Below are 25,222 nucleotides of genomic sequence, written 5' to 3' on the forward strand. Positions count from 1 at the left end.
TTTGCGTTATTTGGCCTGCTTTTCTCAGAATATCTTCGCTTTTATTGCGCTTCGTGAGTGACCTTCCGGTCATGTTGGTTCAAACTACAGACTTTCAGGAAGGGAGATGTAGGGCGATGCAAGGCCACCCAGATGTAATCGATTACCTCAATACGTTGCTGACCGGCGAACTGGCCGCGCGTGATCAATATTTCGTTCATTCGCGGATGTATGAGGACTGGGGGTTCACCAAGCTCTACGAGCGCATCAACCACGAGATGGAAGAAGAAGCCGGCCACGCCGATGCATTGATGCGGCGGATTCTGATGCTCGAAGGCACGCCGCGCATGCGTCCGGATGATCTGGATGTCGGCACCACGGTGCCTGCGATGCTCGAAGCCGATCTGCGCCTCGAATACAAAGTCCGCGCTGCGCTGTGCAAAGGCATCGAGCTTTGCGAGCAACACAAGGACTACGTCAGCCGTGAGATTCTGCGGGTTCAACTCAATGACACCGAAGAAGATCACACCTACTGGCTGGAAAAGCAGCTGGGCCTGATCAAACTGATCGGTCTCGAGAACTACCTGCAATCCCACGCGTCCTGATTGCAACGGCTATAAAAAAGCCCCTGTCACTTCAACGGTGACAGGGGCTTTTTCATGCCTGGCGGTCAGGCCCGATCGCGGATCAGCAGCGGCTTGAGATAATGGCCGGTGTGAGATTGCTTCATCTCGGCCACTTCTTCCGGCGTACCGGTGGCAATGATCTGCCCGCCTTTGGAACCGCCTTCAGGACCGAGGTCCACCAGCCAGTCAGCGGTCTTGATCACATCAAGGTTGTGCTCGATCACCACCACGGTATTGCCGTGGTCGCGCAGGCGATGCAGAACGTCGAGCAATTGCTGGATATCGGCGAAGTGCAGGCCGGTGGTCGGTTCGTCGAGGATGTACAGAGTCTTGCCGGTATCGCGTTTGGACAGTTCTCGCGACAACTTGACCCGCTGTGCTTCACCACCGGACAAGGTCGTCGCCGACTGCCCCAGCTTGATGTACGACAGGCCAACATCCATCAACGTCTGCAGCTTGCGCGCCAGTGCCGGCACCGCGTCGAAGAACTCCCGCGCTTCCTCGATGGTCATTTCGAGGGTTTCGTGGATGCTCTTGCCCTTGTATTTGATCTCAAGGGTTTCGCGGTTGTAGCGCTTGCTCTTGCACACATCACAGGGCACATAGATGTCCGGCAGGAAGTGCATTTCCACCTTGATAAGGCCATCGCCCTGGCACGCTTCGCAGCGACCGCCCTTGACGTTGAACGAGAAACGCCCCGGGCCGTAACCACGGGAGCGCGACTCGGGCACGCCGGCAAACAGTTCGCGGATCGGTGTGAACAGCCCGGTGTAGGTCGCCGGGTTGGAACGCGGCGTACGGCCGATCGGGCTCTGGTCGATGTCGACGACTTTGTCGAGATGTTCCAGACCTTTGATGCTGTCATGCGCGGCGGCTTCCAGCGTGGTCGCACCGTTGAGTGCCGTTGCGCTCAGCGGGAACAGCGTGTTGTTGATCAGTGTCGATTTGCCAGAACCGGAGACGCCAGTCACGCAGGTCAGCAGGCCGATCGGGATGTCCAGATCGACATTGCGCAAGTTGTTGCCACGCGCACCTTTAAGCGAGAGGTTGAGCTTCTTGTTGCGCGGCGTGCGTTTGGCCGGCACTTCGATCTTCACCCGGCCGGACAGGTATTTGCCGGTCAGCGAATCCGGGTGCGCCATGACTTCGTCCGGCGTGCCCTCGGCAACGATCTGCCCGCCGTGCACACCGGCGCCAGGGCCGATATCGACGACATAGTCAGCCAGACGAATCGCGTCTTCGTCGTGCTCGACCACGATCACCGTGTTGCCGATATCGCGCAAATGCTTGAGCGTGCCGAGCAGGCGGTCATTGTCGCGCTGATGCAGGCCAATGGACGGTTCGTCGAGGATATACAGAACGCCGACCAGGCCCGCGCCAATCTGGCTCGCGAGACGAATCCGTTGCGCCTCGCCACCGGACAAGGTGTCGGCGCTGCGATCCAGCGACAAATAGTCGAGGCCGACGTTGACCAGGAACTGCAGACGCTCGCGGATTTCCTTGAGGATCTTGTCGGCGATCTCGCCGCGGCGCCCGGTCATCTTCAGCGCGCCGAAATATTCGCAGGCATCGCCAATCGGCAGGTTGGTCACTGCCGGCAAGGTTTTCTCGCCAACCCAGACGTGCCGTGCTTCGCGGCGCAGACGCGTGCCACGGCAATCCGGGCAGGCCTGATGGCTGAGGAACTTGGCCAGCTCTTCGCGCACGCTCGCCGATTCGGTTTCGCGGTAACGGCGCTCCAGGTTCGGCACGATGCCCTCGAAAGGGTGCGAGCGTTTGACGATGTCGCCACGGTCGTTCAGGTATTTGAAATCGACATTCTGCGAGCCGCTGCCGTGCAGGATGAACTTCTGCTGCTCGGCGCTAAGGTTGTTGAATGGCTTGTCCAGACTGAACTTGTAGTGCGAGGCAAGTGAGCCGAGCATCTGGAAGTAATAAACGTTGCGCCGGTCCCAGCCGCGTATCGCGCCTTCGGCCAGTGTTAGCTCGCCATTGACCAGACGTTTGATATCAAAGAACTGCTTCACGCCCAGACCGTCGCAGGTCGGGCAGGCGCCGGCCGGGTTGTTGAAGGAAAACAGCTTGGGTTCCAGCTCGCTGATCGCGTGGCCGCAGATCGGGCAGGCGAAGCGTGCGGAGAAGATCATTTCTTCACCCGGCTCGTCGTCCATCGGTGCGACCAGGGCAATGCCGTCGGCGAGTTTCAGCGCGGTCTCGAAAGACTCGGCCAGACGTTGCTGCAGATCAGCGCGAACCTTGAAGCGGTCAACGATCACATCGATCGAATGCTTCTTCTGTTTATCCAGCTTCGGCAGCTCGTCGAGCTCGCAAATGCGTCCGTTGACCCGGGCGCGGATGAAACCTTGCGCACGCAATTCTTCGAATACCGACAGGTGTTCGCCTTTGCGTTCGCGGATCACCGGCGCCAGCAGCATGAGTTTGCTGCCTTCTGGCTGCGCCAGCACCAGATCGACCATCTGGCTGACGGTCTGCGCCTCCAGTGGAATGTCGTGATCCGGGCAACGCGGTGTACCGACGCGGGCATAGAGCAAGCGCAGGTAGTCGTAGATTTCGGTGATGGTGCCGACCGTGGAACGCGGGTTGTGCGAGGTCGACTTCTGTTCGATGGAGATCGCCGGCGACAGGCCTTCGATGGTGTCGACGTCGGGTTTTTCCATCATCGACAGGAACTGCCGGGCATAGGCCGACAGCGATTCGACATAGCGGCGCTGACCTTCGGCATACAGCGTGTCGAACGCCAGGGACGACTTGCCGGATCCGGACAGGCCGGTGATGACGATCAGTTTGTCCCGTGGCAGGGTCAGGTCGATGTTCTTCAGGTTGTGGGTACGGGCCCCACGTATCAGGATCTTGTCCAAAGTGGCCTCGCTCGGCGGGCGTCGAAAACGTAGGAGTATACGGGCAAATACTGGATGGATGCACACTATCAAACGAAGGGCGTTTTGCCGTTCATGAAGAGAGTTTCATCTATACGCGTCATAGCGTCGCGATATACCCCGTCTTCCGATGGGACTGGTAGAATCGCCGCCGGTTCACACGAGGTTTTTCCATGCACGATCCCCACAGCGAACGCATGAGTGGCAGCGAGACCCGCGCGGCGAGCGGTCTGGCCCTGGTGTTCGCCTTCCGTATGCTTGGCATGTTCATGGTGTTGCCGGTGCTGGCGACCTATGGCATGGATCTGGCGGGAGCGACCCCGGCCCTGATCGGGCTGGCGATTGGCGCTTACGGCCTGACCCAGGCAATTTTCCAGATTCCGTTCGGCATCATTTCTGACCGCATCGGCCGCCGGCCAGTGATTTACCTCGGCCTGATCGTCTTCGCTCTCGGCAGTGTTCTGGCTTCCCAGGCCGATTCGATCTGGGGCGTGATCGCCGGGCGGATCCTGCAGGGCGCCGGGGCGATTTCCGCAGCGGTGATGGCGCTGCTTTCCGACCTGACCCGCGAGCAGCATCGGACCAAAGCCATGGCGATGATCGGCATGACCATCGGCCTGTCGTTTGCCGTGGCCATGGTGGTCGGGCCGTTACTGACCAGCGCGTTCGGGCTGTCGGGGCTGTTCCTCGCCACCGGCGCCATGGCGCTGGTCGGTATCCTGATCATCATGTTCATGGTGCCGCAGTCCACCGGACCGTTGCAGCACCGGGAGTCCGGCGTCGCCCGGCAGGCACTGATGCCGACGCTCAAGCACCCGGATCTGCTGCGCCTCGATCTGGGCATCTTCGTCTTGCATGCCATGTTGATGTCGAGCTTCGTCGCCTTGCCCTTGGCACTGGTGGAAAAAGCCGGCTTGCCCAAGGAGCAGCACTGGTGGGTTTACCTGACCGCGCTGCTGATTTCGTTCTTCGCCATGATCCCTTTCATCATCTATGGCGAGAAGCGACGCAAAATGAAACGAGTTTTGCTCGGTGCCGTCATGACACTGATGCTGACTGAACTATTCTTCTGGCAGTTCGGCGACAGCCTGCGCACTCTGGTGATCGGCACGGTGGTGTTTTTTACCGCGTTCAATCTGCTCGAGGCCTCGTTGCCGTCGCTGATCAGCAAGGTTTCACCGGCAGGCGGCAAGGGCACGGCCATGGGCGTGTACTCCACCAGCCAGTTCCTCGGTTCGGCACTCGGCGGGATACTCGGCGGCTGGTTGTTCCAGCATGGCGGTCTGTCGGTTGTGTTCCTTGGATGCGCCGCGCTGGCTGCACTTTGGCTGGCCTTTGCTGTTACCATGCGCGAACCTCCCTACGTGACGAGCCTGCGCTTGCCGTTGTCGCCCGAAGCGATCCGCGAAGCGGGTCTGGTCGAGCGCCTCAAGGCCCTGGTAGGGGTAACAGATGCAGTGATAGTCGCGGAAGAGGCGGCTGTTTACATCAAACTGGACAAAGAATTAGTGGATCGCACCACCCTCGAACGCTTGGTCAACAACCCGGCCGGGGCTGCGTGCGACGCTTAGGAGAACGTTATGGCCCGTGGGGTTAACAAAGTCATATTGGTCGGCACTTGCGGCCAGGATCCCGAAGTTCGCTACCTGCCTAACGGTAACGCCGTGACCAACCTGAGTCTGGCCACCAGCGAACAATGGACCGACAAGCAGACCGGTCAGAAGGTCAAGAAGACCGAATGGCACCGTGTGTCGATGTTCGGCAAGGTTGCCGAGATCGCCGGTGAATACCTGCGCAAGGGTTCGCAGGTGTACATCGAAGGCAAGCTGCAGACCCGCGAGTGGGAAAAGGACGGCATCAAGCGTTACACCACTGAAATCGTGGTCGACATGCAAGGCACCATGCAATTGCTCGGCGGCCGTCCACAACAGGGCGACCAACAAGGTGGCGGCAACAACTACCAGCAGCAGGCGCCACGTCAGCAGGCTCCACGCCCGCAGCAGTCGGCTCCGCAGCAGCGTTCGGCTCCGCCAGCGCCACAGCAGGCCGCACCGCAACCGGCTCCGGATTTCGACAGCTTCGATGACGATATTCCGTTCTGATTCGCCGCTGTAACCGCTTTAAATGAAAAGGCCCGTCGCTTGAGCGACGGGCCTTTTTTGTTCAGGAAATTCCTGGCTATTCACAATCTCCTGTGGGAGCGAGCCTGCTCGCGAATGCGTCAGATCAGTCGATGCACCTGTAACTGACAGGACGCTTTCGCGAGCAGGCTCGCTCCCACAAGGTAACTTCGTCTTAATCCAGAATCAGATGCGGCAGGAAGCGGCTGGAGTCCTTGGTGATCAGGCTATTGTCCTCACGCACACCAATCCCTGCCGCGTCATCTCCAATCACCCACGAGCCAATCAGCGTGTAGCTGTCGCCAAACTTCGGCAGCGGTGCGAACTCCTGCAGGATGAATGGCGCATCGGTGTAGGGCCCGTCCTCTTTGACGATCAGCCCCTCCGCTGTTTGCAGTTCGATATTGGCGCCCTCGCGGGAAAAGTACGGCTTGCGCACCCAGCCCTTCGGCACCGCACTCTGCGGATTCGGATCAAGGTGCGCGGCGAGCAGATTCGGATGTCCCTTGTGCAATTCCCACAGCAGCGGCAGCGCACCTTTGTTCGACAGAATTGCCTTCCACGCCGGTTCGAAAAACTGTGTATCGCACTCGGCGATCGCCGCGCCGAACGGTTCGTGGAAGATGAATTCCCAGGCGTGCAGCTTGAACAGATGCGGGATCCAGCGATCTTGCAGATCGACGAAACGGCCCTCAGCCGTCAGGCCGATGTCTTCGATGTCGATGTGGCGTGATTCGATGCCGACCTTTTCCGCGATCAGCCGCAGGTAGTCGGTGGTGCCTTTGTCCTCGACCGAGTCCTTCATCGAGGCAAAGTAGAACGGCCGCTTCAACTGCAATTCGGCGAAGGCCCGATGCAGCTTGGTGTCGATGCTGTTGAACTGGTCGGCATGCCGGGGCAAGGTGCCGCGTTCGATGCATTGCTCCAGCCAGCCCCACTGAAACGCCGCCGCTTCATAGAGGCTGGTCGGTGTGTCGTAGTTGAGCTCCAACAGTTTCGCCGGCCCGCTCCCGCTGTAGGAAAAGTCCATACGACCGTACAGATGCGGATGACCTTCACGCCAAGAGGTGCGGATCATGTCGTAGTACGCCGCCGGGATACTCAGGCGATCAAGCAACTCCTCGCTGTTGACCACGCGATCAACCAGATCCATGCACATCTCGTGCAGTTCGGTGGTCGGGTCTTCCAGATCGTTTTCGATCTGCGCGAGGCTGAACTGGTAGTAGGCGCTTTCGTCCCAGTACGGTTCGTCGTCGATGGTGTGGAACAGGAAACCGAGGCTTTCGGCGGTGTGTTTCCAGTCGGGGCGCTCGGCGCAGTGGATCTTTTTCATGTCAGCTGCTCGAGCGTCCGGAACTGCTGCCCCAGCCACCCCAACCGCTGCGGGCGCTGGACTGGCTGCCGAAGCCGCCGCGCGACGTCGACGACGCAACGTTCACCGGTTTGCTCTTGCTGCTTTCGTAATCCGACTGGCTGCGCGAGGTTGTGTCAGCTCGGCGGTACTGTGTTGAGGTGTTGTACGGCTGGCGCGTTTCGCGATCACGGTAAACGCTGCGTTCGGCGTTGTTGCTCATGGCGTTGCCGATCAGCCAGCCGGTCAGCCAGCCATTGCCGCCGCCACCGGAGCCACCGGAATAATGCGAGCCGCCGTGGCTGGCACTGCTGCTGGTGGTGGTGTCCCCCGCCGGCATTTGCGAATTGGCGATGGCATCGAGATCCTGCGGCGTCTCGGCATTGCCCGGCACTTTGAAGCCGCCGAGTTTCGGCACAAAACGACCATCGGAATTTTTCTGACACCAGCCAGCGGCAAAGTCTGCGTCGCACTTGGCCTTGTCGGTGTAGGCCGGGGCGATGCGCCGATGTTCGTTCAGAGCGGCGACGTAGGCGCTGGAGCAGAGATCGGCGGCCACTTCGGCGTCGACACATTGTTCAACGCTCTGGAAATTGCGCGGCTGATCCAGCGCTGCTGCTTCACCGGAGATCGCCATCGCCACCGACGCGGCGAGGGACAACTGCACGTATTTGCTGCGTTTCATCGAGAGGCTTCCTGCCGGTCAGTGGGACGGGGTCATGCACGCGGCATTGAGCATGCCGACGCTGATCGCCACGGCGGCGACATAAATGCCGGCGGCGACTTCGCCGTTGGCGATGCGCTGGGAAGTGCCCTTGAGCACCAGCCCGGTAGCGACGAATGCCAGCAACTGCACAACGGCAGCGATGACAGCCCACAGCACGAAATCGAGCACGTTGACCGAGTAGGCGATCACGTTGCTCGCCGGAATGGCGAAACCGATGATCGCCCCGGACAGGGCAATGGCGGCGGCAGTGTTGCCGGCACGGATCAGTTCGAATTCCTTGTGCGCGGTAATGCGCGTGTAGACGAATTGAAACAGCATGAACAGCAACACGGCGCCGATCAGGTAGACGACAAAACCGACCAGCGCGGTTTTGTTCAGGGAAACGGCCAAGACTTCCAGCATGAAAAACTTCCTTTTTTAGATGGCGCTCAAATCAGTCGTGTACAGCGAGATGCCCAGCGAGGTGCTCAGGCTGACGGTGCCTTCTTCATCCTGTTCGACGGAGAACAGCAGCAGTTCGCGGCGATCGGTCAGGCCGGTGTCGCGGGCATACAGCATGGCGTGGTGCTTGATGGTGTAGGACTCGTCCGGGTTGACTACGTGTTCGGTCATCGGCACCAGTTCGGTCTGATGCAGTTCGGTGCCCCATTCACGGGTGTATTCGACACCGTCGTGGTTGTAGGTCGGCAGACCGATCAGGCTGTTCGGCCCGGCCAGACGCTGCAGTTCCACGTCACTGTTGACCGTTACATAGCTGAGGTAATTGAACAGGGTGACCGACTCGACCTGATCATCGCCGGTGACGTGGATCTGCACCCAGAAATCCTCGTCGTTCATGTAGTAGCGGTGCAGCTTGTTGGACTGGCCGAGATCGACCCAACCGGCGCTCCACACCGCTTGATCGAATGGCACCCGCACCGAAGTCGAGCCTTCCAGCAGCAATGCCAGGGTCGTGTCAAAGCGCACGCCTTTGCCTTGTGCCATGCCCAGTGGACCGCTGGCGCCGGTGCTCGTTGGCGCAGCGGTCTGCCAATTGCTGGTGCCGAGCAAGTCTTTAAACCATCCCATGGGTACGTTCCTTGAAGCGGGTGGAGGTGTTCGGGGTGAAAAAGTGGCGGTAGTGTAACGGGCGAAGCGGTGAACGACACGCCGCAAACCGTGTGGGAGCGAGCCTGCTCGCGAATGGGCCGTGTCAGTCACCATCAATTTTGACTGTCACGACGCTTTCGCGAGCAGGCTCGCTCCCACAAGTTACCGTTCAGTCATTACTGCGCGGACTTCTGCTTCAGCCGCTCAAGGATCGCGTTGGCGCTGCCTTCGTTCGGCGTGATGCCGGCGTCGCGCAGTTTGCGTTCCAGTTCGTTGCCGGTAGAGGCGTCGGCCAGTTCGTCTGCGGCGTTCAGTTCGGCAGCGCGTTGCTGCTGCTTGGCTTGCAGGCGGTTCAGGGTGCCGACCGCAGTTTCCAGTTTGCCGTTGGCGCCGCCGCTGGCAATCGAGGCGCTGACCTGGGCTTTCTGCACGCTGTCGCGGGCCTTGGCCATGTCCACTTGCTGGCGCAGGCTCTTGATTCGCGATTCGGCTTTGCTGATGTCTTTGCGCATGTTGTCGGCGTAGGCGCCGAATTCATCGCTGAGCTTCTTCTCGGCAGCGAGGTCGTTGGTCAGGGTCGAAATCGCTTCGGCCACTTCCAGCGCCAGGTCTTCACGGCCGGCATTCAACGCGGCAACGGCCTTGGCTTCGAGGTCCTTGATCTTGGCGTCGTACTCGCTGACGCGGTCGGCGGCGAGTTTGTGCTTGGCCATGATCGTCACCAGTTCGCGGCGGGCATTGGACAGCGCGGTGTCAGCGTCGCGGATTTCCTGATCGAGGATGCGCAGCGCCTGCTGGTCGGCGATGGCTTCGCCGACTTCATTGGCGCCGCCGCGCAGTGCGGTGAACAACTTGCTCCAGATGGACTGAGTCATTGGATATTCCCTGTTGATTACTTGAAGAAGTGTTCGAAGGCTTCGCTGGCACGCTGCACGTTGTCGACCAGGGTTTTCACCTCGGTGACCACGTTGGTCAGGCTCGAATCAGCACTGAGGGCGCCGAACATGTTGTAGACGGTCTGGCCGTTGGGCATCGACTCGATACCGATCGACGACAGCGGGAACATCTCGCGGCTGCGCAGCACGGCATCGTTGAACGCCTGGACATTGCTGATCGAATCGATGTCCACCAGCACGGTGTCGACGATGATTTGCTGGCCGGCCAGGGCGATGTGAATCGGCAGGCCGCCGAATTCGTTCATTTCCAGCTTGATGCTCGGCTCGGAGCTCTGGATCAGGGACAGCGAAATCTCTTGGGAAGCCACCTCGTCCAGCGCCTTGAGGGCATTGAAGAGGCTGTCGATGGTCCAGTTGTTGCCTGCGCTCATGTATTTCTCCGACATGAAAGAGCCAGCCAGAATCGGTTGGCGTAGCTGTTGCTCCATTTGCTTGAGCAAGCTTCGGTTTTCCGGAAGCACCCAAGTTTCGTGTTTCACATAACCGGCGGCGGCCAGGCCTGCGCGCATCTGCTTCATGTAGAAGCTCGACGGTTTTTTCGCCGACGTCTTGGCACGCTCACCCCTGGGGCTGGCTGCGGCAGTCGTCTGAGTGCGGCTTGTCATGGCTGTTTTCCGGTTATGAACGTCTCACGCGTGGGCCACACTACAACCAATGCAAAGAGCCATCAATGACTCACGCGTGAGATTTTCATGACAGACGCAAAAAGGCCCGCAACGTGGCGGGCCAGTGAGTTGTGCAGTTGTTGCTAGGCGTTGCTGCTCAGGAACTGGTCAGTCGATACCACGTTGGCATAGGCGAAACCCAGCGCCGCCATGAATGCTGCGTGCACCTGGGCGGCCGGCACCGTCAGGCCATTGAATTCCAGATCACGGCTGGCGCAGGCATCGTGAATCACTGTGACGCCGTAACCCATGTCCGCCGCCGCGCGGGTGATGCCATCGATGCACATATGGCTCATGCTGCCGGCCACCACCAGATCGGTAATGGCTTGTTCGTCGAGCACCGCTTTCAGTTCGGTCTCACGGAACGAGTTGACGAAGTGCTTGAGCACCACCGGCTCGTCGGCGCGGTTGAGCACTTTCGTATGCAGTTTCGCGCCCTCGGAGCCGGGAGTGAAAAACGGCGCATCGTCGGAGGTGAATTCATGCCGAATGTGTACCACCGGATCGCCCGCTTCGCGAAAGGCTGCGATCAGCTGAGCGGCGTTGTCGGCAGCGGCATCGGCGCCGACCAGCGGCCACTTGCCTTGGGGGAAGTAGTCGTTCTGGATATCGACTACGATGAGCGCTTGCTTGGCCATGGGATTGTCCTCGAGGCAGTGATTGGTTGTGGCCTCAGTATCGGCGCTGGCCGAGGATTCGGGGATTGGCCGCACCGACAATAGACGGGGGAAAACTGACAATGGCTGCACAAAAAGCCGCGACTGCTGAACTGGGCGTGCTGATTTACCCCGGCGCGCAACTGGCGGCCGTGCACGGTCTGACCGATCTGTTCGCCGTGGCCAACCGCATCGCCGCCGACTATCAGGCAGTGCAATTGCCGTTGCTGCGAGTCAGTCACTGGCAGGTCGAGGGCGAGCAGCTGCCGACGCGGGTTTTCGACAGTCATCCCGGTGCGGAAGACGCTTTGCTCGCCGTGCTGATTCCGCCGTCCCTCGGCGGGTTCGATGCGGCGCAGATGACTCCGAGCCTGACGCAATGGCTGCGCGATCAACATGCCCGCGGCGCAACCCTTGGTGGTGTGTGCGTAGGCTCGTTGATGCTCGCTGAAAGCGGCTTGCTCGATGGTCGCAGCGCCACCACCCACTGGACCTCGGCACAGGCTTTTGCCGAGCGTTACCCGAAGATCAAACTGAAGGCCGACACGCCGATTGTCGACGACGGCGACCTGATCACCACGGCCGGGCTGATGGCCTGGTCGGAACTGGGACTGCGCCTGGTCGATCGCTTGCTCGGCCCGAGCATCGCCACCGCGACCGCGCGTTTTCTGGTGATGGAACACAGCGACAGCGCCAGTGAATGCGGGAGCAATTTCGCGCCGATCCTCAGCCATGGCGACGCGGCGATTCTCAAGGTCCAGCACTGGCTGCAAAGCACCGGGGCGACGGATGTTTCGCTGAACGCGATGGCCGAGCGCGCGGGCCTTGAAGAACGCACTTTCCTGCGCCGATTCCGCGCCGCCACAGGCTTGAAACCGACCGAGTATTGCCAGCATCTGCGGGTTGGCAAGGCGCGAGAAATGCTCGAATTCACCCATGGCACGATCGATCACATCGCCTGGACGGTGGGCTATCAGGATCCGGGTGCGTTTCGTGCGATTTTCAAGAAGATTACCGGGCTGGGGCCGAGTGAGTACCGGGGGCGGTTTGGTGTGAACCCCGCTCCCAGAACGACGATGAACTAATGTGGGAGCGAGCCTGCTCGCGAAGGCGCTGGATCTACAGAATTGTAGTCGGCTGACACTACGCTTTCGCGAGCAGGCTCGCTCCCACAATGATCGCGGCGAGGATGAGAGATCGTGCAATTTGCCGGAATTTTGCGCGCCGTCGTGCAGTTTGAAACAGGCGTGATGCCAGCACTTCAGGGGCAAACACCCGATTACCGGGCGGTCCGTGGGCATCGTTGATTGGCCTGATCTCTGCACTTTCCCTGAGTGAACCCATCGACTGATAAAAGGGGAACGCATGACCCCGACACCCAGCAAGAAAATCGTCGTTGCTCATTCGGTGCGTACCGAGGCACCGCAACATGAAGTCGAGACCAACAAGGCCCTGGCGCGCTGGCTGGCGCAAATCCTGGGTTGCAAATTCGGCGGCAGTTACGATCCGGCCAAACATCAGGGCCGCGAGCTGTATCTGCTGCCAACGCAAACCATTGTTGGCGCTGCCCACGCTCAAGCGCTGGGAATCAAAGGCCCCGATGACTTGTGGGGCGGTTACGTCGAATACGATTTCATCTGCACCAAAGCCATCAGCCATGGCTTGCGCAGCCATCTGGCGCACGCGCCGCAAGGCTGGTCGCCGCTGTTTTCGGAGCGGGTGCGCAACGTCGTGCTCGACGGTCTCAGCGTATTCGCCCTGGAAGATGCGCGGCCCGCCGCCGAGCATCTGCTGTACGCCGGGCCGATTCGCCTGAAGCCGGTTCACGCTTGCGCCGGGCGCGGTCAGGAAGTGGTCAAAAGCCTCGACGCGTTCGATGAGATCCTCGCGCGGCCCGAGGCGCAAAGCCTGTTCAGCGACGGCGTAGTGCTGGAGCAGGACTTGAGCAACGTCGTCACCCACAGCGTCGGCCAGTCGTTCATCGGCGGCAAGGTGTTGAGCTACTGCGGCGAGCAGTACTTGACCGAGGACGGACAGGGCGAAGAGGTCTACGGCGGTTCGAATCTGCTGGTGGTGCAGGGCGGCTATGACCAATTGCTCGCGCTGGATCTGCCTGATGATGTGCGTCTGGCCATCGAACAGGCGCAGGTATTCGACAGCGCCGCCAACGAAGCCTACCCGCGCTTTTTCGCCTCGCGGCGCAATTACGATATCGCCCAAGGTCTCGACGCCAGCGGCAACCCGCGCAGCGGCGTGCTCGAACAATCCTGGCGCATGGGCGGCGCCAGCAGCGCTGAAGTGGCCGCGTTGCAAAGCTTCGTCAACGATCCACAGATGCGCGCCATCCGCGTGTCGTCGGTGGAAACCTATACCGATCAGGCGCTGCCGGCGGACGCCATCGAGGTCTATCGCGGCCCGGCGGAAAACAGCGCGTTTCTTCTCAAATACGTAACGGTCCAATCCTATGACGGCTAGAAGCGAAAGCATTCAAATCGACATCGATGACGAACAGATGAGCGGGACGTTTCTCAGTCCCAAATCGAAAGTCCCGGGGGTGTTGTTCGTTCACGGTTGGGGCGGCAGTCAGGAACGTGATCTGGAACGGGCCAAAGGCATCGCCGGCCTGGGTTGCGTTTGCCTGACCTTTGACCTGCGCGGGCACACTGGCGGCACCGGAATTCCGCTGACCCGCGTGACCCGTGAAGACAATCTGCGTGACTTGCTGGCGGCTTATGATCGCCTGTTGGCGCACCCGGCGCTGGATACCTCTGCGATCGCTGTGGTCGGCACCAGTTATGGCGGCTATCTGGCCTCGATCCTGACGTCATTGCGCCCGGTGCGCTGGCTGGCGCTGCGCGTGCCGGCGCTGTACCGCGACGAGCAATGGCACACGCCCAAGCGCGATCTGGATAAAGCCGATCTGCGTGACTACCGCAGCACGCTGGTACGCGCCGACAGCAATCGCGCCCTGCATGCCTGCTCGCAATTCACTGGCGACGTGCTGCTGGTGGAGTCGGAAACCGACGACTTCGTGCCGCACGCGACGATCATGAGTTACCGCGCCGCGTGTCAGCAGACTCACTCGTTGACGCACCGGATCATCGATGGCGCGGATCACGCCTTGAGTGATCCGGTGTCGCAGCAGGCCTATACCTCTATCCTGGTGGACTGGATTACCGAGATGGTGGTGGGGGAGCGGTTGAGCATTATCCAATCCAGATGATGTTTCGCATGTACCGGCCCCTTCGCGAGCAGGCTCGCTCCCACAGGTTGAGCGCATTTCAAATGTGGGAGCGAGCCTGCTCGCGAAAGGGCCATCAGCAGCAATGCATGGTCAGGAAGGTTTCTTCTCGATGCGCAACGCCTTGGCCTTGGCTTCCACCACCAGATACATCACCACCGTAATCAACAGCGGCAGCAGGAAATAAATCGCCCGATACGCCAGCAATCCCGCGACCAGACTGCCCCGCGATGCCTCATGTTGCAGCAACGCCACAAACACAGCTTCAAGCACACCCAGCCCCGCCGGAATATGCGTGATGACCCCGGCAATCGCGCTGATCAACAGCACGCCAAGCACCAGCGGATAATCCAGTTTGCTTGGCAGCAGAGTGAAGATTACCGCCGCCATCAGCGACCAGTTCAACGCGCCCAAGAGCAATTGCAGCACCGCCATGCGCAGCGACGGCAGGTTGATTTCCACGCCGCGTATCGACCACTCGCGACGTTTGGAAAACTGGCACGCCGCCAGATACCCGGCGCTGACCAACAGCAACAACACACCCACCAGTTGCAGCGCATCACTGCTCAGTTTCCAGCCTGGCGGCATACGCACCAGACCGCTGCTGAACACCACGCCGGCGATGGTCATGTAGCCGAACCAGTTGGTCGCCAGGCTCAGGCCAAGAATCTTGGCGATGTTGCCTTTGCTTACGCCGAGCCGCGAATACAGGCGATAACGCATGGCGATGCCGCCGACCCAGGCGCTGAGATTGAGGTTGAAGGCGTAACTGATGATGCCCACCGGCAGGATCTGCTTCCAGGTCAGATCTTGCCGAATGTAAGTGCGGCCGATCAGGTCGAAACTGGCGTACACCAGAAAGCTCAGCAGGGTCAGGCTGGCGGCGATGATCAGTGTGCGCACTTTGAAATCGGCGAGGGTCTCCAGCACCTCGGCCCATTCGATGCGGGTGGCGAACATCGTCAACAGGACGATCAACGCGAGGAAAAACAGGAGGGTCAGCGGACGTTTCCAGCGGCTCCATTTCGACGGCGCCGCTGGTGCCGAATGGTTATCGGAGTGCACTTCGGAATGACTCATGGACGCGCACCTCGAAAAGGCTTCAGACGCGGTTTATGCGCCGGCAGCCAACCGGCCATGGCCGGGAAGTGCCGCAGGAAGTGGAACACCAGAAAGCCCACGGTCATGTGCCAGATGCGCCCACGCGGCAACAGCTTGGCATCCATGGCTTTGCAGTGGTTCTGGCTGAGGTCTTCGAGACGCTCGTACAGGTGCTGATTGAACGCGCGATCGCGGATCAGCACGTTGGCTTCCAGATTCAACGACAGGCTCAGCGGGTCCAGATTGCTCGAGCCGACGGTGCTCCAGTCATCGTCGACCAGCGCGACCTTGCCGTGCAGCGGGCGCTGGCAGTATTCGTGAATCTGCACGCCGGCACGCAGCAGATAATCGTAGGTCATGCGCGCCGCCAGTTTCGCTACGAGCATGTCCGGCTGGCCCTGGAGGATCAGCCGCACCTCGACGCCACGGCGGGCGGCGTTGCGGATCTCGCGCAGCAAACGGTAGCCGGGGAAGAAATAGGCGTTGGCGATGATCACCCGGCGCTTGGCCTTGCGCAGCACCTGCAGATAGACGTCTTCGATATCGGTGTTGTGTTGATCGTTGTCACGGAACACCAGGCGTACCTGGCCATCGTGATCGGTGAAGGCCATTTCCTCCAGACGCTGGCGCCGGCGTTGCCACCAGAACCGCGCGCGTCCGGGGCGACCGCTTTGCAGCAGGGCGAAGTGGTGGATATCGGCGACCACCGGGCCCTGGATTTCCACCGAGTAATCCTGCTTGGCTTCAGGGCCGAAATCGGCCAGATGATCGCCGGAAAAATTGATCCCGCCAATGAACGCGATCAAGCCGTCGACCACCACGATCTTGCGGTGCAGACGGCGGAACCAGTTGGTGCGAATGCCCAGGTGCTTGGGCGCGGGATCGAAGATCTGCAGATGCACGCCGGCATCGCTCAAGGCCGACAGATAGCCGGTGCTCAGCTCGCCACAGCCGAAGCCGTCGAGGCTGACCGTGGTGCGCACGCCACGCTGGGCGGCTTCGATGAGGATCTGCTGCAACTCGGCGCCAACCTTGTCTTCGAAGACGATGAAGGTCTCCAGCAGGATCTCGCTCTTGGCCGCGCGCATCGCTTCGAAAACGCGCGGGAAATATTCCTCGCCGTTCTCCAGCAGCTCTACGCGGTTGTTGCTGTGCCATTGATACTCGACGTCAACGTGGCCGGGTTCGCGCACCGGCGGGTTCAGCGTGACCGGGTCGACGGCGGATTTCTCCAGTGGCGCACTGTTCATAGTTCAATCTCCACCGATAACGGTGCGTGGTCGGAAAGATGGGACCAGGGCCGGTTGGTCAATACTTTTGGCCGGCTGGCCTTGAGGTTGCGCACGTAGATGCGGTCGAGTCGCAGCGCTGGCAGCCGCGCGGGAAAACTGCGCGCCGGTTTGCCGTGGTGTTCAGCGAACACTTCACGCAGGCCACAGGGCTTGAGCTGCGCATCGGCACGCTGGCGCCAGTCATTGAAGTCGCCGGCGACGATCACCGGCGCATCGTCGGGCAGTTCGGCGAGGCGTTGCATCAGCAAATCCAGTTGCGCATTGCGATGGCTTTCGCGCAGGCCCAGATGCACGCAGATCGCGTGCACTTCGGTGCCGTCACCGGGCAGGCGCAGCACGCAATGCAGCAGGCCACGGTTTTCATGGCCGCTGATCGACACGTCGAGGTTGTCGTGGCGGATGATCTGGAATTTCGACAGCAGCGCATTGCCGTGGTCGCCCGCCGGGTACACCGCGTTGCGCCCGTAAGCGAACTGCGGCCAGAGGCTGTCGGCGAGGAACTCGTATTGCGGCATCGTCGGCCAGTTGTCGTAGCGTTTCGGATGCTGCTCGTGGGTGCCGTGCACTTCCTGCAGAAACACCACGTCGGCGGCGACGCTGCGCACCGCCTCACGCAGCTCCGGCAGAATGAAACGCCGGTTCAGCGCAGTGAAGCCTTTGTGGGTGTTGACCGTCAGTACGGTGAAGGTGCGCACCGATGGCGACACCACGGAGCCTTCGTCGGTGAAACCGACCGGTTCGGGAATGCTCATGACAGAACTCCTTCTGCGGCAACTTGCCCGGGAGTCGTGGCCAGGTCTTTATCGAGGTCGAAGCGCTGCAACAGGTTGCGTGCGTCGTAGGGCGCGCGGACTTTGATGTCGTTGTCGAAGTAGCAGAACACTTCGCGGGATTTGCGTGCGCGGGGTTTCAGGCGTGGCGCTATCAGGTGGGCGTCCTCTGGCTGTTTACCGTGATGCCAGGCGTCGATGCGCTCGGCCCAGCGCTTGAGCGCTTGCTCGGAATAACCGCTGGCGTAGAGCTCTTCGGCGCCGTGCAGGCGCAGGTAGACGAAGTCGCTGGTGAGGTCTTCGCGGTACGGCCATTTGCCGGCGGTGTCGGCGACCACCAGTGCCACGTTATGGCGCTTGAGCAGGCGTACGAACTCCGGGTCAATGAAACTTTCATGACGGATTTCCACTGCGTGGCGCAGCGGTTTTTTGCGCCAGACCTTGACGCTGGCGTGGCCGGGCAAATGGGAATCGTGCTGGCGGGCGAGGGCGGCTGCAGCCTCGGTATCGTGGGGCAGTTGCGCGAGAAACTGGTCGAAGCGCTCGGCGTCGAATTTGAAATTCGGCGGAAACTGCCAGAGGATCGGCCCGAGTTTTTCCTTCAGCTCCAGCACGCCCGAGGCAAAGAAATTCGCCAGCGGTTTTTCGATTTCGCGCAAACGGCGCACATGGGTGATGAAGCGCGGCGCCTTGACGCTGAACACGAAGTCATCGGGGGTTTCGGCGTACCACTGGGCGTAACGTTCAGGGCGTTGCAGGGCGTAGAACGATCCATTGATTTCGATGCTGTTGACTGCGCGGGAGGCGAACTGCAATTCGCGCTTCTGCGCCAGTCCCTTCGGGTAGAAATCCCCGCGCCACGGGGCGTAGCGCCAGCCTGAAATACCGATGTGAATCGTCGCCATCCCATCCTCCCGTAGAAAGTCCTCGTGTTGCCGATGTTCTGTGATGACTGCGGCGGGGGCGGGAAAGTTTCGGTGGTGTTACGGACGGTCGCGATTGGGAATTCCTTGCGACTCATTGTGGGAGCGAGCCTGCTCGCGAATACGGACTGTCGGTAAATGATCCGTTGACTGAGCCAGCGCTTTCGCGAGCAGGCTCGCTCCCACAGGGGCTGTGTGTGGCTCTGGTCGCTGAACTTGCCGCGCAATTACCGATCAGTTCCTTATCAGGGTCAGCCACGGGAGATCGGAGTTTTGCGCCATTTCAGGATCGCCATTGTGCTGGGAGCGCTGCTGTGCTTCAGCGTCAACATATCGCAAGCCGCCGCGCTGCCGGGCGTTCCAGCTCCCGCTGAGACGGCGGAAAAACCTGCCGAACCGGAGCCGCTGGTGCAGGGCGGTCTGCTCGGGGCGATCAGTACGAGCATTGACGATGTGCAAGAAAAACTCGATCTCAACGAACACTTGGTCGACGCCTGGCGTTTGCGCGCCGATCGCGCGGCGGATGAAGTCGACAGGCTGGTCAAGCAGCCATCGAACCGCTCGGGCTGGAGCGTGGCCGGGGATTTCCTCACGTTGTCGGGCGTCTGGCTGGGCAGTTTCGCCCTGCTGACGGTGCTCGGCAGTTTGCTGGCCAAGCGTCTGCGTGAGGGGCGCTGGCTGCGCACCCGCCAGCGCAGTCAGGATCTGCTCGGCTACGTGCTGCCGTTCACCGTGCCGGCGCTGATCTGCCTGCCGCTGACGCTGTATGTCAGCCATTTTCTGCAAGGTTCGGTGGGTCGGGCGCTGGCGTTGTGCCTGGCGTATGCCACCAGCAGCGGGATTTTTTCCACGTCGATGTTGCTGTGCGTGGTGGTGATGTTCAACGTCGGCCACAAGCGCACCGCCGCGCGAATCATCCGCGAATACTGCCCGCGCCCGCTGTTCCTGATCGGCTTTCTCGCCGCCCTCAGCGATGCCCTGACCAGCCCGCAGATCGCCCGGCAACTGGGCGGCAATATCACCAGCAGCATCGCCGTGTTCACCGGGCTGATCGCCTCGGTGATTTTCGGTTTGCTGGTGATTCGCCTGCGCCGGCCGGTGGCGCACCTGATCCGCAATCGCCCGTTGACCCAGCGTTTGAAACAACCGTCGCTGCAGGAGTCGCTGCGGATATTTTCCGGGCTGTGGTATTGGCCGATCGTGCTGATGGTGCTGGTCTCGGCGGTCAGCCTGATCGGCATCGGCGAGGACAATCAGAAAGCCCTGCGCTGCGCCTTGTTCACCACCGTGCTGCTGATCGCCACGGTGTTTCTCAGCACGGTGTTGCAGCACCTGTTCAAGTCGCGCAAGGCTGAGGCGATCCAGCGCAGCAGTGCCTACAAGGAACGCTTTCTCAGCCTGTTGCATGCGTTGCTGCGGATCGTCATGGCGATTGTGTTCATCGATATTCTCGGGCGGATCTGGGGCGTGTCGTTGCTCGATTTCGCCCAGAGCAGCACCGTCGGTCGAGCGATCAGCAATGCCTTGAGCAGCATCGGCCTGATCTTTTTGGTGACGTGGCTGCTGTGGGTGGTGCTCGACACGGCGATTCAGGAAGCGCTGAAGCCACCGGTCAGCAAACGCGGAGCACGCCAGCCGAGCACACGGGTGAAAACCATCCTGCCGCTGTTGCGCAACGCGATCAAAATCATCCTCGTGGTGATCTGCGCGATCACCACCATGGCCAATCTCGGCATCAACGTCGCGCCGCTATTGGCCGGTGCGGGGGTGGTCGGTCTGGCCATCGGCTTCGGTTCGCAGCAACTGGTGCAGGACGTGATTACAGGCCTGTTCATCATCATCGAAGACACCCTGTCGATCGGCGACTGGGTGGTGCTCGATTCCGGCCACGCCGGCACCGTGGAAGGCCTGACCATTCGCACCTTGCGCCTGCGTGACGGCAAGGGTTTTGTGCACTCGGTGCCGTTCGGCCAGATCAAGGCCGTGACCAACCAATCACGCCAGTTCGCCTTCGCATTTTTCTCGGTGCAGTTCACTTACGACACCGACGTCGACAAGGCCATCGAGCTGATCCGCGAGGCCGGCGATTCGATCCGCGAAGACCCGTTCCTCAAGTACAACCTGCAAGGGCCGCTGGATGTGTTCGGGGTGGACAAGATGGACCTCAACGGCGTGGTGTTGACGGCGCAATTTCGCACGGTGTCCGGTGGGCAATATGCGGTGAGCCGCGCGTTCAACCAGCGCTTGAAGAAGCTTGTGGATAACACCCCGAACGTGCATTTTGCGCAGACTTATCCACAGCAGGTGCTGTTGCCGAAGCGGCAGGAGGAGGGGGCGGTGGTTGCGGCGGATATGCCTCAGGAGTCGCGGACCTGATCTGAATTATGCGTGCATGTCCCGGCCTCATCGCGGGCAAGCCCGCTCCCACATTGGTTTTGTGTACAACGCAAAAAACCCTGTGGGAGCGGGCTTGCCCGCGATGAGGCCAGAACAGACACCCTCAATTGCGGATGAGTTTCCTGCCTATCTGCTCAACGACCACCTGATCCCATTCCCCCCAGATCTGCGGCTTGCCCGCAACCATCGCCGCCACCGGCACCCCATCGCGATACACCAGCCGATTGCTCGCCAGCGCCGGTACTTTCGCCCCCGGCAACAACGTCCCGGCCAGGTTCAATGGATCAACCCCGCAGACCGCCACCAGGCTGCCGTCCTGCGGGCGTCGGCGTACTTCGCGCAGCAAGGGAATGGCTTCGGGCAAGGCAAATTGCTCGCCAGCCAGACCACTGACAAACCGCCCGCCACGAATCTCGCCCCGCGCCTCCAGGCGATGAAAGGTGCGCAGCAATTCCCGCCAGCTCGGCAGCCAGTCCGCTTCGCGTTCCAGCAAGCGCCAGAACACCACGCCGTAGCGGCGCAGCAGGGTCATGGCGACATGTTCGAGCGTCTCGGCGGCGTCGGCTGACGAACCTCGGCGCAGCAATGCCCAGCGCCCGGCATCGTCCATACCTCCGATAAACGCGCCGCGCCCGCGACGACTGCTGCGCTGCTGGCGTTTGCTCGCCGGGGTGATCAGCGCGCGCAGGCCGGCGAAGCTGTCGGCGTTCACCAAACCTGCTGCGACCAGTTCCTGCAAGGCGATTTCCAGTTCGCTGCGCAGCAGGCGCGCTTCGTGTATCAGCTCATCAAAAAACAGCGCGCCTTGCTGACTCAGCGCCTCGAAGACTTTCTGTGTTTTCGGCGATAACTCGCTTACGGGCGTCTGTTCCGCCAATGCACTCCACAAACCCACCTGGCTGCGCGGCAGCAGCACAATCGGTGTACTGCGCAATGCCGAGCCGCTGACTTTCTGCCGCGCGCTGATGCGCGTCCACACCAGTTTGCCGTTGCGGCACAGGTCGTCCAGCCAGCTCGGCGAATAGTCCTTGAGGCGCGCCGGCAGGATGTCGCTGTCCCACGCCGAAGCTGCCGCCGGGTAGCCTTCGAACTGGCCGACAATCGCCGGCAACACCGCGCTGCCCTGACCTTGGGTGGCTGGCGTCAGATGCTGCCAGTCGAACAGAAAGCGCATGAAGTCCTGTAATGCCACCGGTTCGATTTCCCGGCGCAGGCGCTTGACCGTGTAGCGATGGATGCGCGCCAGCAGATGGCGTTCGCACCATTCTTCAATCGCGCTGTTCGGCGTGAACTGGCCGCGCAACACATAGCCTTCGCGTTCCAGTTGCGCGAGGGCCTGATTGACTTGCGCGGCTGGCAGAGCGAGCGGTTCGGCGATGGCGGGCAACGGGATCGGCCCAAAGGCGCCGAGGCGGGCGCGGATCACTTCGACCAACGCCTCATCGAATGCCCACGTGTCGTCGAATCCGGGCAGCGCGACTGCTGCGCTCGCCAACGTCGCCTGTGGATAAAGTGCTTGCAGACAACTCAGGCGTTCGCGGGCCAGCCATAACTGATGCTCGGCGTCGATCTGCAACAGGCAGGCGCGGCCGCTGGCCATCAGCGTTTGCAGCCAGTCCGGCCAGCCTGGGTTGGCACGCGCTTCGGCGTCGCTGATGCCGGCGAGGCTCATCAGCGCCTCGTGCATTTCATCCATGGAATCGGGCGACGGCCAGGCTTCTTCGCGCACTGCGGTGATCGCGTCGGCATCGAGCGCGCCGAGGTCATCGGTCGACTGCGGATCGCTCCAGCGTCGATTGATTACCGCTTGCGTGCGGCGTTCCTCAAGCGGCGCGTCGTCGAGAAACGTGTAGGGTCGGGCGCTGAGGATTTCTGCCGCCAGCGGCGACGGCGCCGGTAAATCCCGGGCTATCAGGCGCACCTCGCCACGCTCCATGCGCCGCAGCAGGGTCAGCCAGCCTTCGCTGTCCATGGCTTCGTGCAGGCAATCGTTGAGGGTCTGTTCTACCAACGGATGATCGGGGACTTCACGCTCGCCGGCGAGGTTTTCCAGGCAGGCGATCTGGTCGGGAAACACACTGGCGATGAGGTCTTCGCTTTTCATCCGTTGCAGTTGCGGAGCGACTTTGCGCCCGCCGGTGAAGCGCGGCAACGCCAGCGCCACCCCGGCATTCCAGCGCCAGCGCACGCCGAACAATGGCGCATCAAGCACCGCTTGAATGAGCGTGTGCTCAGCGCTGTGGCTGTGCAGGTAACGCCAGACTTCATCGAGCTCGAAACTGTGGCTGGTCGAGAGCGACAAGACGATCGCGTCTTCGCTGGCAGCGGCCTGCAACTCGAAGTTGAAGGTGCGGCAGAAACGCTTGCGCAGGGCCAGGCCCCAAGCGCGGTTGATGCGGCTGCCGAACGGCGTGTGAATGATCAGTTGGGTGCCGCCGGACTCGTCGAAAAACCGCTCCATCAACAGCGTGTCCTGCGAGGGCAGGGCGCCGAGGGTTTGCCGTGCGCGCGCCAGATATTCGACCAGTTGCTCGGCGCTGGCGAGGTTGAGGCCGAGTGTAGTGGTCAGCCAGTCGAGCGCCGGTTGCAGATTGCCGGGGCTGGCGCTGAGCAGCTCATCGAGTTGCGCTTGCAGGCGCGCGACGGCCGCCGACAGTTCATCACTGCGCCCCGGCGCTTCGCCGAGCCAGAACGGAATGGTCGGCGGCATGCCCTGCGCATCCTCGACGCGCACCTTGCCGCTCTCCACGCGCAGGATGCGATATGAGGTATTGCCGAGCTGGAACACGTCGCCAGCGATACTTTCCACGGCGAAATCTTCGTTGACGCTGCCGATGTTCAAACCCTGCGGTTCGAGCAGCACGCTGTAGTCGGCATTGTCCGGGATGGTGCCGCCGCTGGTCACGGCGGTCAGTTGCGCACCACGCCGGCCGCGCAAGGTGCGACTGACGGCGTCGCGGTGCAGGTAGGCGCTGCGAATGCCCTGGCGACCGTTGTAGCCTTCGGCGAGCATGCTCAGCAGGGCCTGATAGTGTTTTTCGTCGAGATCGCGATAGGGCCAGGCTTGGCGGAACATAGCCAGCAAGGCGTCCTCCGACCATTCCTGACAACTGACCTCGGCAATGATCTGCTGCGCCAGCACGTCCAGCGGCTTTTCCGGAATGTGCAGCGTATCGAGCTCGCCCCGGCGCACGCAGTCGAGCAGGGCGGCGCACTCGATCAGATCGTCGCGGGTAGTGGCGAACAAACGTCCCTTGGGCGTGCCGCCGACCTGGTGTCCGGAACGGCCAACCCTTTGCAGAAACGCGGCAATCGAACGCGGCGAACTGATCTGGCAGACCAGGTCGACTTCACCGATATCGATGCCCAGTTCCAGCGACGCGGTGGCGATCAGTACCTGCAACTCGCCGCGCTTGAGCCGTTGTTCGGCGTCGAGGCGAAGCTCTTTGGCGAGGCTGCCGTGGTGCGCCGCCACCGCCTGCTTGCCGAGGCGTTCGCTCAGATGGCGGCTGAGGCGCTCGGCAAGGCGTCGGGTGTTGACGAAAATCAGCGTGGTGCGGTGCTCGCGGGCGAGTTCGGCGAGGCGGTCATATACCAGTCCCCAGACATCAGTGGCCATCACCGCCGACAACGGCACCGGCGGCACTTCGATACCCAGGTCTCGCGGGCGGGCGTGGCCGATGTCGACGATTTCGCAGGGGCGATCGTGACCGACCAGAAACTGCGCCACGGCTTCCACCGGTTTTTGCGTGGCGGACAGGCCGATGCGGGTCAGCGGTTCGGTGCACAGCGCTTGCAGGCGTTCAAGGCTCAAGGACAGATGACTGCCGCGCTTGCCGGCGGCCATCGCGTGGATTTCGTCGATGATCACCGTGCGCGTGGTGCCGAGCATCCTGCGCCCGGATTCGGAGCCGAGCAGCACGTACAGCGATTCCGGGGTGGTGACCAGAATGTGCGGGGCGGTCTTGCGCATGGCGGCGCGGTCTTTCTGTGGGGTGTCGCCGGTGCGTACGGCGGTGGTGATGGTCAGCTCCGGCAGGCCCATTTCGCGCAACTGCGCCGTGATGCCAGCGAGCGGATTCTGCAGATTGATCTGAATGTCGTTGGACAGCGCTTTCAACGGCGAGACATAGACCACCAGGGTTTCGGCGGGCAAACCGTCAGGATGCTCCAGACCTCGGTGCACCAGCTCATCGAGCACGGCGAGGAACGCGGTCAGGGTTTTCCCCGAACCGGTGGGCGCGGCGATCAGCGTCGACCGGCGCTGGCGGATCAACGGCCACGCACGCGCCTGAGCGGCGGTGACCGCCGGGAAAGTCTTGTTGAACCAGGCGCTGACGGCGGGGTGAAAGCCGGCCAGCGCGCTGTTGGCAGGGAGGGGCAGATTCATGACGGAAGTTATGCGGGCGGGGGCGGGAAGATGCAAGTACCG

At 61.5% G+C, this 25,222-nt stretch carries 20 protein-coding genes; 7 read left to right on the forward strand and 13 right to left on the reverse strand.

Annotated elements, in window-relative coordinates; all coding sequences use genetic code 11:
- Positions 1-116: 116 nt before the first annotated feature.
- Positions 117-584, forward strand: a complete 468-nt coding sequence (gene bfr / locus ACMYUN_RS17935) for a bacterioferritin (RefSeq protein ID WP_039761939.1) — start codon at positions 117-119, stop codon at positions 582-584.
- A gap of 65 nt (positions 585-649) precedes the next feature.
- Here the strand turns inward: bfr and uvrA are convergent, their stop codons facing one another.
- On the reverse strand, positions 650-3,484 hold the full coding sequence (gene uvrA / locus ACMYUN_RS17940; protein WP_415761277.1) for an excinuclease ABC subunit UvrA: 2,835 nt from the start codon (positions 3,482-3,484) through the stop codon (positions 650-652).
- Positions 3,485-3,675: 191 nt separating this feature from the next.
- Between uvrA and ACMYUN_RS17945 the strand changes: the two genes are divergently transcribed.
- A complete protein-coding gene (locus tag ACMYUN_RS17945; RefSeq protein ID WP_039761936.1) occupies positions 3,676-5,073 on the forward strand; it encodes an MFS transporter in 1,398 nt (465 codons plus the stop codon).
- Between the two features lie 9 nt (positions 5,074-5,082).
- The gene (locus tag ACMYUN_RS17950) at positions 5,083-5,604 is read left to right on the forward strand and encodes a single-stranded DNA-binding protein (RefSeq protein WP_415761278.1); all 522 of its coding nucleotides are present in this window, start codon (positions 5,083-5,085) and stop codon (positions 5,602-5,604) included.
- Between the two features lie 193 nt (positions 5,605-5,797).
- Here ACMYUN_RS17950 and ACMYUN_RS17955 read toward each other — a convergent pair whose 3' ends face one another.
- The 7 genes from ACMYUN_RS17955 to ACMYUN_RS17985 all read right to left on the reverse strand — a co-directional run bounded on the left by ACMYUN_RS17955 (position 5,798) and on the right by ACMYUN_RS17985 (position 11,048).
- The gene (locus tag ACMYUN_RS17955; RefSeq protein ID WP_415761279.1) at positions 5,798-6,955 is read right to left on the reverse strand and encodes a glutathionylspermidine synthase family protein; all 1,158 of its coding nucleotides are present in this window, start codon (positions 6,953-6,955) and stop codon (positions 5,798-5,800) included.
- A gap of 1 nt (position 6,956) precedes the next feature.
- A complete protein-coding gene (locus ACMYUN_RS17960; protein WP_415761280.1) occupies positions 6,957-7,658 on the reverse strand; it encodes a DUF1190 domain-containing protein in 702 nt (233 codons plus the stop codon).
- A gap of 18 nt (positions 7,659-7,676) precedes the next feature.
- Positions 7,677-8,102 (reverse strand): DUF350 domain-containing protein, encoded by a 426-nt coding sequence (locus ACMYUN_RS17965; RefSeq protein ID WP_016772952.1) that lies wholly within the window; start codon positions 8,100-8,102, stop codon positions 7,677-7,679.
- Between the two features lie 15 nt (positions 8,103-8,117).
- Positions 8,118-8,768: a DUF2491 family protein gene (locus tag ACMYUN_RS17970; protein ID WP_133339281.1), complete on the reverse strand. Its 651-nt coding sequence runs from the start codon at positions 8,766-8,768 to the stop codon at positions 8,118-8,120.
- 197 nt (positions 8,769-8,965) lie between these two features.
- Complete coding sequence (locus tag ACMYUN_RS17975; protein WP_415761281.1) at positions 8,966-9,664, reverse strand: PspA/IM30 family protein; 699 nt, start codon at positions 9,662-9,664, stop codon at positions 8,966-8,968.
- Positions 9,665-9,681: 17 nt separating this feature from the next.
- A complete protein-coding gene (locus tag ACMYUN_RS17980) occupies positions 9,682-10,263 on the reverse strand; it encodes a YjfI family protein (protein WP_225914461.1) in 582 nt (193 codons plus the stop codon).
- A 230-nt stretch (positions 10,264-10,493) separates the two neighbouring features.
- Positions 10,494-11,048: a cysteine hydrolase family protein gene (locus ACMYUN_RS17985; RefSeq protein WP_415761282.1), complete on the reverse strand. Its 555-nt coding sequence runs from the start codon at positions 11,046-11,048 to the stop codon at positions 10,494-10,496.
- A 101-nt stretch (positions 11,049-11,149) separates the two neighbouring features.
- Between ACMYUN_RS17985 and ACMYUN_RS17990 the strand changes: the two genes are divergently transcribed.
- The 3 genes from ACMYUN_RS17990 to ACMYUN_RS18000 all read left to right on the forward strand — a co-directional run bounded on the left by ACMYUN_RS17990 (position 11,150) and on the right by ACMYUN_RS18000 (position 14,289).
- Positions 11,150-12,151 (forward strand): GlxA family transcriptional regulator, encoded by a 1,002-nt coding sequence (locus ACMYUN_RS17990; protein ID WP_415761283.1) that lies wholly within the window; start codon positions 11,150-11,152, stop codon positions 12,149-12,151.
- A 280-nt stretch (positions 12,152-12,431) separates the two neighbouring features.
- Complete coding sequence (locus tag ACMYUN_RS17995) at positions 12,432-13,541, forward strand: DUF3182 family protein (RefSeq protein WP_415761284.1); 1,110 nt, start codon at positions 12,432-12,434, stop codon at positions 13,539-13,541.
- Positions 13,531-14,289: an alpha/beta hydrolase family protein gene (locus tag ACMYUN_RS18000; protein ID WP_039761927.1), complete on the forward strand. Its 759-nt coding sequence runs from the start codon at positions 13,531-13,533 to the stop codon at positions 14,287-14,289. Before ACMYUN_RS17995 ends, ACMYUN_RS18000 begins: the two co-directional genes overlap by 11 nt.
- A gap of 111 nt (positions 14,290-14,400) precedes the next feature.
- On the opposite strand, the gene ACMYUN_RS18005 is transcribed toward ACMYUN_RS18000, so the two are convergent.
- From ACMYUN_RS18005 to ACMYUN_RS18020, 4 genes are read right to left on the reverse strand one after another with little or no spacing between them, the layout of a single operon-like run.
- Positions 14,401-15,387, reverse strand: a complete 987-nt coding sequence (locus tag ACMYUN_RS18005; RefSeq protein ID WP_039761925.1) for a lysylphosphatidylglycerol synthase domain-containing protein — start codon at positions 15,385-15,387, stop codon at positions 14,401-14,403.
- The gene (gene clsB / locus ACMYUN_RS18010; RefSeq protein WP_415761285.1) at positions 15,384-16,658 is read right to left on the reverse strand and encodes a cardiolipin synthase ClsB; all 1,275 of its coding nucleotides are present in this window, start codon (positions 16,656-16,658) and stop codon (positions 15,384-15,386) included. The genes ACMYUN_RS18005 and clsB overlap by 4 nt, the downstream gene beginning before the upstream one ends.
- A complete protein-coding gene (locus tag ACMYUN_RS18015) occupies positions 16,655-17,452 on the reverse strand; it encodes an endonuclease/exonuclease/phosphatase family protein (protein WP_039761921.1) in 798 nt (265 codons plus the stop codon). The genes clsB and ACMYUN_RS18015 overlap by 4 nt, the downstream gene beginning before the upstream one ends.
- The gene (locus ACMYUN_RS18020; RefSeq protein ID WP_415761286.1) at positions 17,449-18,375 is read right to left on the reverse strand and encodes a DUF72 domain-containing protein; all 927 of its coding nucleotides are present in this window, start codon (positions 18,373-18,375) and stop codon (positions 17,449-17,451) included. Before ACMYUN_RS18020 ends, ACMYUN_RS18015 begins: the two co-directional genes overlap by 4 nt.
- A gap of 291 nt (positions 18,376-18,666) precedes the next feature.
- Between ACMYUN_RS18020 and ACMYUN_RS18025 the strand changes: the two genes are divergently transcribed.
- Positions 18,667-20,769 (forward strand): mechanosensitive ion channel family protein, encoded by a 2,103-nt coding sequence (locus tag ACMYUN_RS18025; RefSeq protein ID WP_415761287.1) that lies wholly within the window; start codon positions 18,667-18,669, stop codon positions 20,767-20,769.
- A 124-nt stretch (positions 20,770-20,893) separates the two neighbouring features.
- Here ACMYUN_RS18025 and ACMYUN_RS18030 read toward each other — a convergent pair whose 3' ends face one another.
- A complete protein-coding gene (locus ACMYUN_RS18030) occupies positions 20,894-25,180 on the reverse strand; it encodes a DEAD/DEAH box helicase (RefSeq protein WP_415761288.1) in 4,287 nt (1,428 codons plus the stop codon).
- Positions 25,181-25,222: the final 42 nt, after the last annotated feature.

Origin of the sequence: Pseudomonas sp. CP4, assembly GCF_047758505.1 — a bacterium.
GTDB classification, from domain to species: domain Bacteria; phylum Pseudomonadota; class Gammaproteobacteria; order Pseudomonadales; family Pseudomonadaceae; genus Aquipseudomonas; species Aquipseudomonas fluorescens_AO.

Coding starts and splice junctions, on each gene's coding strand:
- bfr (WP_039761939.1), top strand. CDS start 117: ATGCAAGGCCACCCAGATGTAATCGATTACCTCAATACGTTGCTGACC.
- ACMYUN_RS17945 (WP_039761936.1), top strand. CDS start 3,676: ATGCACGATCCCCACAGCGAACGCATGAGTGGCAGCGAGACCCGCGCG.
- ACMYUN_RS17950 (WP_415761278.1), top strand. CDS start 5,083: ATGGCCCGTGGGGTTAACAAAGTCATATTGGTCGGCACTTGCGGCCAG.
- ACMYUN_RS17955 (WP_415761279.1), bottom strand. CDS start 6,955: ATGAAAAAGATCCACTGCGCCGAGCGCCCCGACTGGAAACACACCGCC.
- ACMYUN_RS17960 (WP_415761280.1), bottom strand. CDS start 7,658: ATGAAACGCAGCAAATACGTGCAGTTGTCCCTCGCCGCGTCGGTGGCG.
- ACMYUN_RS17965 (WP_016772952.1), bottom strand. CDS start 8,102: ATGCTGGAAGTCTTGGCCGTTTCCCTGAACAAAACCGCGCTGGTCGGT.
- ACMYUN_RS17970 (WP_133339281.1), bottom strand. CDS start 8,768: ATGGGATGGTTTAAAGACTTGCTCGGCACCAGCAATTGGCAGACCGCT.
- ACMYUN_RS17975 (WP_415761281.1), bottom strand. CDS start 9,664: ATGACTCAGTCCATCTGGAGCAAGTTGTTCACCGCACTGCGCGGCGGC.
- ACMYUN_RS17980 (WP_225914461.1), bottom strand. CDS start 10,263: ATGAAGCAGATGCGCGCAGGCCTGGCCGCCGCCGGTTATGTGAAACAC.
- ACMYUN_RS17985 (WP_415761282.1), bottom strand. CDS start 11,048: ATGGCCAAGCAAGCGCTCATCGTAGTCGATATCCAGAACGACTACTTC.
- ACMYUN_RS17990 (WP_415761283.1), top strand. CDS start 11,150: ATGGCTGCACAAAAAGCCGCGACTGCTGAACTGGGCGTGCTGATTTAC.
- ACMYUN_RS17995 (WP_415761284.1), top strand. CDS start 12,432: ATGACCCCGACACCCAGCAAGAAAATCGTCGTTGCTCATTCGGTGCGT.
- ACMYUN_RS18000 (WP_039761927.1), top strand. CDS start 13,531: ATGACGGCTAGAAGCGAAAGCATTCAAATCGACATCGATGACGAACAG.
- ACMYUN_RS18005 (WP_039761925.1), bottom strand. CDS start 15,387: ATGAGTCATTCCGAAGTGCACTCCGATAACCATTCGGCACCAGCGGCG.
- clsB (WP_415761285.1), bottom strand. CDS start 16,658: ATGAACAGTGCGCCACTGGAGAAATCCGCCGTCGACCCGGTCACGCTG.
- ACMYUN_RS18015 (WP_039761921.1), bottom strand. CDS start 17,452: ATGAGCATTCCCGAACCGGTCGGTTTCACCGACGAAGGCTCCGTGGTG.
- ACMYUN_RS18020 (WP_415761286.1), bottom strand. CDS start 18,375: ATGGCGACGATTCACATCGGTATTTCAGGCTGGCGCTACGCCCCGTGG.
- ACMYUN_RS18030 (WP_415761288.1), bottom strand. CDS start 25,180: ATGAATCTGCCCCTCCCTGCCAACAGCGCGCTGGCCGGCTTTCACCCC.